The 7,160-nt window shown below is 70.0% G+C and carries 5 protein-coding genes and 1 pseudogene; 5 read left to right on the forward strand and 1 reads right to left on the reverse strand.

Annotated features, from left to right (window positions below; all coding sequences use genetic code 11):
- Nucleotides 1-103: 103 nt before the first annotated feature.
- Nucleotides 104-1,006, reverse strand: coding sequence for an AraC family transcriptional regulator (locus ABZ027_RS42725; protein WP_356778447.1), 903 nt, complete (start codon nt 1,004-1,006; stop codon nt 104-106).
- Between the two features lie 146 nt (nt 1,007-1,152).
- Here ABZ027_RS42725 and tkt point away from each other — a divergent pair, with 146 nt between their 5' ends.
- The 5 genes and pseudogenes from tkt to ABZ027_RS42750 all read left to right on the forward strand — a co-directional run.
- Complete coding sequence (gene tkt / locus ABZ027_RS42730; RefSeq protein ID WP_356778449.1) at nt 1,153-3,228, forward strand: transketolase; 2,076 nt, start codon at nt 1,153-1,155, stop codon at nt 3,226-3,228.
- A gap of 19 nt (nt 3,229-3,247) precedes the next feature.
- A complete protein-coding gene (gene tal / locus ABZ027_RS42735; RefSeq protein ID WP_356778451.1) occupies nt 3,248-4,393 on the forward strand; it encodes a transaldolase in 1,146 nt (381 codons plus the stop codon).
- Nucleotides 4,390-5,973, forward strand: a complete 1,584-nt coding sequence (gene zwf, locus ABZ027_RS42740) for a glucose-6-phosphate dehydrogenase (RefSeq protein ID WP_356778453.1) — start codon at nt 4,390-4,392, stop codon at nt 5,971-5,973. The genes tal and zwf overlap by 4 nt, the downstream gene beginning before the upstream one ends.
- Nucleotides 5,970-6,905, forward strand: coding sequence for a glucose-6-phosphate dehydrogenase assembly protein OpcA (gene opcA / locus ABZ027_RS42745; RefSeq protein WP_356778455.1), 936 nt, complete (start codon nt 5,970-5,972; stop codon nt 6,903-6,905). Before zwf ends, opcA begins: the two co-directional genes overlap by 4 nt.
- A pseudogene (locus tag ABZ027_RS42750) lies at nt 6,898-7,160 on the forward strand (glucose-6-phosphate isomerase); the annotation flags it as partial. The gene opcA and the pseudogene ABZ027_RS42750, both read left to right, overlap by 8 nt.

Below are 7,160 nucleotides of genomic sequence, written 5' to 3' on the forward strand. Positions count from 1 at the left end.
AACCGGATCCCGACACGTGCCAAACTCGCACACTCACCCGCCACTTCCCTACGGGGGGACCCCCGCGCGCGTGGAGCCCCCAGTGCGTGTCAGTCGGCACCGCTCACCGCAGCTCCGCCCGGAACACCGCCGGTGTCATGTCCGTGTGCTGCTGGAAGAACTTGGAGAAGTTGGCCGCGTCCGGAAAGCCGACGGCGGCGCCGACACGGCCGATGGGCATGTCGGTGTGGGCGAGGAGGCGTTTGGCCTCCAGGACGACACGTTTGTCGATGAAGCCCTTCGGCGTCTCGCCGGTGGCGGCGCGGACCGCGCGGACGAGGGTGCGGCGGGAGTAACCGAGGGCGTCGGCGTACGCGCTGACGCTGTGATTGGTGGCGAAGCCCTTCTCCACCGCCTCGCGGAAGAGCGTGAAGGTGGTGTCCGACCACTGCCGGCCGGCGTTCGCGGAACTCGCCGCGAGATGGGACAGACGCAGGAGGAACGCCGTCAGGGTGTGCCGCAGGACCGACGTGTGCAGGCTCATCGGGAGCGTCGTGTCCTCGTACTCCCGCTGGAGTTGGGCGAGGGCGGCGCGCAGGCCGGCCGCGAGGGGCTCGTCGGGGCGCAGCAGGGGCGGCAGGTCGTAGCGGTAGAGCCCGGTGGCCTCGACCGTCTCCCGGGGCAGGAAGCCGGGTTGCATGGTCAGGACGGTTCCGCGGTACTCGCTGGTCTGCGAGAAGCGGTGGACCTGCCCCGGGCGGATCCACAGCACGTCGCCGGCCGTCGCCTCGTACGGGGCGAAGTCGATCATGTGGTGTACGGGGCCGTCGTCGAACAGCATCACGACGTGGAAGTCGATGCGGTGGACGCGGTGCAGGGGCGCGTCGGCGTGCCAGGTGCGGCCGGTTCCCATGGGGCCGACCTGGACGCCGACTCCGCCGACGCTCAACTCGACCGGGAAGGGGAACGTTCTGATCGCGTCAATGTCGCCGTCACCGTCTCCGGCTTGGATGGTTCTGTCCACCATGTCCTTCTCGTGCCGCCTCGGTCACACGCCCGGTGTCCCACATTCACCACAGGCTGACACACCGCGACCTTCCACCGTAAAAGTCAGACTTTTAAGTTTGAACACGTCAGACCAGCTACCCCGCTCCGATCGAGGATTTCTTGAAGATGAGCACGCAGACACCGGACAGCTTCGAATGGACCGATCTCGACCGGCGTGCCGTCGACACCGCGCGCCTCCTGGCGGCGGATGCCGTACAGAAGGTTGGCAATGGCCACCCCGGCACCGCGATGAGCCTGGCCCCGGCCGCATACACGATCTTTCAGAAGGTGATGCGTCACGACCCGGCCGACCCGGAGTGGACGGGCCGTGACCGCTTCGTGCTGTCCCCCGGACACACCTCGCTCACCCTCTACACGCAGCTCTTCCTCGCCGGGTACGAGCTGGAGCTCGACGACCTCAAGGCCTTCCGGACGCACGGGTCGAAGACGCCCGGTCACCCCGAGTACGGGCACACCGCCGGCGTCGAGACCACCACGGGCCCGCTCGGGCAGGGCGTCGCCAACGCGGTGGGCATGGCGATGGCCGCCCGCTACGAGCGCGGCCTGTTCGACCCCGAGGCCCCCGAGGGCACCTCGCCCTTCGACCACACCATCTGGGGCATCGTCTCCGACGGCGACCTGGAGGAGGGCATCTCCGCCGAGGCGTCCTCGCTGGCCGGCCATCAAAGGCTCGGCAACCTGGTCTTCCTCTACGACGACAACCACATCTCCATCGAGGGTGACACCGCGACCGCCTTCTCCGAGGACGTGCTGAAGCGCTACGAGGCGTACGGCTGGCACGTGCAGCGCGTCGAGCCCGGCGAGGACGGCGACATCGACGTCCACGCCCTGCACGCGGCGCTGCGGGCCGCGCAGGACGAGACCGGACGGCCCTCGATCATCGCGATGCGCACGATCATCGCCTGGCCCGCCCCGAACGCCCGCGACACCGAGGCCGCGCACGGCTCCGCGCTCGGCGAGGACGAGGTCGCCGCCACCAAGCGTCTCCTCGGCTTCGACCCGGAGCGGACCTTCGAGGTCGCCGACGACGTCCTCGCCCACACCCGCCGGGCCCTGGACCGGGGCGCCGAGGCGCACGCGGCCTGGGACAAGCAGCTCGACCAGTGGCGCGGTGCCCAGCCGGAGCGCGCGAAGCTTTTCGACCGCGTGGTCGCCGGTCAGCTCCCCGAGGGCTGGGAGGACGCCCTGCCGGTCTTCGAGGAGGGCAAGGCGGTCGCCACCCGTGCCGCCTCCGGGAAGGTGCTGCAGGCGCTCGGCGCGGTCATCCCGGAACTGTGGGGCGGCTCAGCCGACCTGGCCGGCTCCAACAACACCACCATCGACAAGACGAGTTCCTTCCTGCCGAAGGGCAACCCGCTGTCGGAGGCCGACCCGTACGGCCGCACGATCCACTTCGGCATCCGCGAGCACTCCATGGCCGCGGAGATGAACGGCATCGCCCTGCACGGCAACACCCGCATCTACGGCGGCACCTTCCTGGTGTTCTCCGACTACATGCGCAACGCCGTCCGGCTGTCCGCGCTGATGCAACTGCCGGTCACCTATGTCTGGACGCACGACTCCATCGGCCTCGGCGAGGACGGTCCCACCCACCAGCCCGTCGAGCACCTGGCGTCCCTGCGCGCGATCCCGGGCCTGAACGTCGTCCGCCCGGCCGACGCCAACGAGACGGTGATCGCCTGGGCCGAGATCCTCAAGCGGCACGCCACCGACCCGGCACCGCACGGCCTCGCCCTCACCCGCCAGGGCGTGCCGACGTACGCGCCGAACCCGGATGCGGCGCGCGGCGGTTACGTGCTGGCGGAGTCCTCCACCGAGACCCCGGACGTCGTCCTGATCGCCACCGGCTCCGAGGTCCAGCTCGCCGTGGGCGCGCGGGAGCGGCTGGAGGCCGAGGGGGTCGGCGCCCGGGTGGTGTCGATGCCGTCGGTCGAGTGGTTCGAGCAGCAGCCGCGGGAGTACCGCGACGGTGTCCTTCCGCCGGCTGTGAAGGCCCGCGTCGCGGTCGAGGCCGGCATCGGTCTGACCTGGTACCGGTTCGTGGGTGACGCGGGACGCATCGTCTCCCTCGAACACTTCGGCGCCTCCGCCGATGCCAAGACCCTCTTCGCCGAGTACGGCTTCACCGCCGAGAACGTAGCGGCGGCCGCCAGGCAGTCCCTGGCCGCCGTCCGTGGCTGATCAGATCGCCAGAAAGAAGATGATCGAAGTGACCGAAGCGACCGCGACCGCGGGAGCACTCAAGCGCCTGTCCGACGAGGGCGTCTCCATCTGGCTGGACGACCTCTCCCGGGGGCGGATCGAGTCCGGCAACCTCGCCGAACTCGTCCGGACCAGGCACGTGGTGGGCGTCACCACCAACCCGTCCATCTTCCAGGCCGCCATCGGCTCCGGCGAAGGATACGAGGAGCAGCTCACCGACCTCGCCGTGCGGGGTGTCACGGTCGACGAGGCCGTGCGCATGATGACGACCGCCGACGTCCGGGCAGCCGCCGACGTCCTGCGGCCGGTGTACGAGGCGACCGGCGGCCGGGACGGCAGGGTCTCCATCGAGGTCGACCCGCGGCTGGCCCACGACACCCGGGCCACCGTCGCCGAGGCCAGGCAGCTGGCCTGGCTGGTGGACCGCCCCAACGTCATGATCAAGATTCCGGCGACGAAGGCCGGCCTCCCGGCGATCACCGAGGTCATCGGCCTCGGCATCAGCGTCAACGTCACGCTGATCTTCTCCCTGGAGCGCTACTCGCAGGTCATGGACGCCTACCTCGCCGGTCTGGAGCAGGCCCGGGCGAAGGGCCTGGACCTCTCCCTGATCCACTCCGTGGCGTCCTTCTTCGTCTCCCGCGTCGACTCCGAGATCGACAAGCGGCTGACCCTGCTCGGCACCACCGACGCCCTGGCCCTGAAGGGCCGGGCCGCCCTCGCCAACGCGCGGCTCGCCTACCAGGCGTACGAACAAGTCTTCGACGGTGATCGCTGGACGGCCCTCGGCGGCGCCCGGGCCAACAAGCAGCGCCCGCTGTGGGCCTCGACCGGGGTGAAGGATCCGGCGTACAAGGACACGTTGTACGTCGACGACCTGGTCGCCCCCGGCACGGTCAACACCATGCCGGAGGCCACGCTGAACGCCGCCGCCGACCACGGGGACATCACCGGCGACACCGTCACCGGCGGCTACGCCCAGGCCCGCGCCGACCTCGCGGCGGTGGAGCGGCTCGGGATCTCCTACGACGAGGTCGTGCGGCAGCTGGAGGACGAGGGTGTCGCCAAGTTCGAGGTGGCCTGGCAGGAGCTGCTGGACGCCGTGACGAAGTCCCTGAACAGCAAGGGGGTTGACGAGGAATGAGCAAGGAACTGTCCGAGGCGGCCGAGGCCGTCACCACCCTTCCGGCCGTACCGCCCGCCGACTGGTCCAACCCGCTGCGGCACCCCCAGGACCGCCGGCTGCCCCAGATCGCCGGCCCGTCCGGGCTGGTCATCTTCGGCGTGACGGGTGACCTGTCCCGCAAGAAGCTGATGCCGGCCGTCTACGACCTCGCCAACCGCGGTCTGCTGCCGCCGGGTTTCTCGCTCCTCGGGTTCGCCCGCCGTGACTGGGAGGACCAGGACTTCGCCCAGGTCGTGCACGACGCGGTCCGCGAGCACGCGCGCACCGAGTTCCGGGAGGAGGTCTGGCAGCAGCTCGCCGAGGGCATGCGGTTCATCCCCGGCGACTTCGACGACGACACCGCGTTCAAGCAACTGCGGTCCTCCGTGGACGAGTTGGACGCCTCGCGCGGCACGAGCGGCAACTACGCCTTCTACCTCTCGGTACCGCCGAAGTTCTTCCCGAAGGTGGTCCGGCAGCTGAAGAAGCACGGGCTGGCCGACGCGCCGGAGGGCTCCTGGCGGCGTGCGGTCATCGAGAAGCCCTTCGGACGCGACCTGAGGAGCGCCCGTGAGCTGAACGCGCTCGTGCACGACGTGTTCGAGCCGGACCAGGTGTTCCGCATCGACCACTACCTCGGCAAGGAGACCGTCCAGAACATCCTTGCGCTGCGCTTCGCCAACCAGATGTACGAGCCCATCTGGAACCGGTCGTACGTCGACCACGTGCAGATCACCATGGCCGAGGACATCGGCATCGGCGGCCGGGCGGGCTACTACGACGGCATCGGCGCCGCCCGCGACGTCATCCAGAACCACCTGCTCCAGCTCATGGCCCTGACCGCCATGGAGGAGCCCATCGCCTTCGACGCCGAGTCGCTGCTCACCGAGAAGCTCAAGGTGCTGAAGTCGGTGCGGCTGCCGGAGGAGGTGGGCGAGCACACCGTGCTGGCGCAGTACGCGGAGGGCTGGCAGGGCGGCGCGAAGGTGGCCGGGTACCTCCAGGAAGAGGGCATCGACCCGCAGTCGAAGACCGACACCTACGCGGCCATCAAGCTGGAGGTGGACAACCGCCGCTGGGCGGGCATCCCCTTCTACCTGCGCACCGGCAAGCGGCTGGGCCGCCGGGTCACCGAGATCGCGGTGGTCTTCAAGCGGGCACCGCACTCCCCCTTCGACTCCACCGCCACCGAGGAACTCGGGCAGAACGCGATCGTCATCCGCGTCCAGCCCGACGAGGGCATGACGGTCCGGTTCGGATCCAAGGTGCCGGGCACCTCGATGGAGATCCGGGACGTGTCGATGGACTTCGCCTACGGCGAGTCGTTCACGGAGTCCAGCCCCGAGGCGTACGAGCGCCTCATCCTGGATGTCCTCCTCGGCGACGCCAACCTGTTCCCCCGCCACCAGGAAGTGGAAGAGTCCTGGAAGATCCTCGACCCGATCGAGGAGTACTGGGCGAACCATGGCACGCCGGCGCAGTACGCGTCCGGCAGCTGGGGACCCGAGGAAGCCGACGAGATGCTCGCACGAGACGGACGGAGCTGGCGCAGGCCATGAAGATCGACCTGACCGACACCACGGCAAGCAAGATCAACAAGGCGTTGGTGCGAGGTCGCCGCGCCATCGGCACACCGGCCGTGGGCATGGTCCTGACGATGGTGATCGTCACGGACGAGGAGAACGCCTACGACGCGATCAGGGCGGCCGAGGAGGCCTCGCACGAGCACCCCTCGCGCACCCTGGTCGTCATCAAGCGGCACGCCCGCACCCCGCGCGACCGCACCAACTCCCGCCTCGACGCCGAGGTACGGGTGGGCGCCGACGCCGGCACCGGCGAGACGGTGATCCTGCGGACCTACGGCGAGGTGTCCGACCACGCCGACTCGGTCGTCCTACCGCTGCTGCTGCCGGACGCCCCGGTCGTGGTGTGGTGGCCGGTGGAGGCGCCGGACAACCCGGCGAAGGACCCGCTGGGCGCGCTGGCCCAGCGCCGGATCACCGACCTGTACGCGGTGGAGAACGCGCTGGAGGTGCTCAAGACCCGGGTGCGCTCCTACGCGCCCGGCGACACCGACCTCGCCTGGACCCGGCTGACCCCGTGGCGCTCGATGCTGGCCGCGGCCCTGGACCAGGCCCGGGTACGGGTGACCTCGGCGGCCGTGGAGGCCGAGGAGGAGAACCCCGCGGCGGAACTGCTGGCCCGCTGGCTGGAGGCCCGCCTCGGCGTCACCGTCGACCGGGTGGTCACCGCGGGGCCGGTGGTGACGGCCGTACGCCTCGGCACCGAGAACGGCGAGATCGTCATCGACCGCCCCGAGGGCCCGCTGGCCACGCTGTCCCTGCCCGGCCAGCCCTCGCGCACCCTCGCGCTGAAGGTCCGCACCACCTCCGAACTCATCGCCGAGGAGCTTCGGCGCCTCGACGCGGACGAGATGTACGCCGTCGCCCTGCGGGGCGAGGGCACCAAGGAGATCCCCTCTCATGTCTGACTCCCCCAAGCTCACCCAGCGGCCGGAATGGACCGCCCTGGCGGACCACCGGGCCGAGTGGAACGCCCATCTGCGTGACCTGTTCGCCGCGGACCCCGGGCGCGCGGAGCGGTATGTCGCACGCGTGGGCGACCTGCGCGTCGACTTCTCCAAGAACCTCGTCACCGACGAGACGTTGGCCCTGTTGCGGGAACTGGCCGTGGCCACCGATGTGTTCGGGTTGCGGGATGCCATGTTCCGGGGTGAGCGGATCAA

The sequence above is a fragment of the Streptomyces sp. NPDC006332 genome (assembly GCF_040612855.1).
Classification (GTDB): Bacteria; Actinomycetota; Actinomycetes; order Streptomycetales; family Streptomycetaceae; genus Streptomyces.

Excerpts from the sequence above, each read along its gene's own strand:
- ABZ027_RS42725 (WP_356778447.1), bottom strand. The coding sequence starts at position 1,006 with ATGGTGGACAGAACCATCCAAGCCGGAGACGGTGACGGCGACATTGAC.
- tkt (WP_356778449.1), top strand. The coding sequence starts at position 1,153 with ATGAGCACGCAGACACCGGACAGCTTCGAATGGACCGATCTCGACCGG.
- tal (WP_356778451.1), top strand. The coding sequence starts at position 3,248 with ATGATCGAAGTGACCGAAGCGACCGCGACCGCGGGAGCACTCAAGCGC.
- zwf (WP_356778453.1), top strand. The coding sequence starts at position 4,390 with ATGAGCAAGGAACTGTCCGAGGCGGCCGAGGCCGTCACCACCCTTCCG.
- opcA (WP_356778455.1), top strand. The coding sequence starts at position 5,970 with ATGAAGATCGACCTGACCGACACCACGGCAAGCAAGATCAACAAGGCG.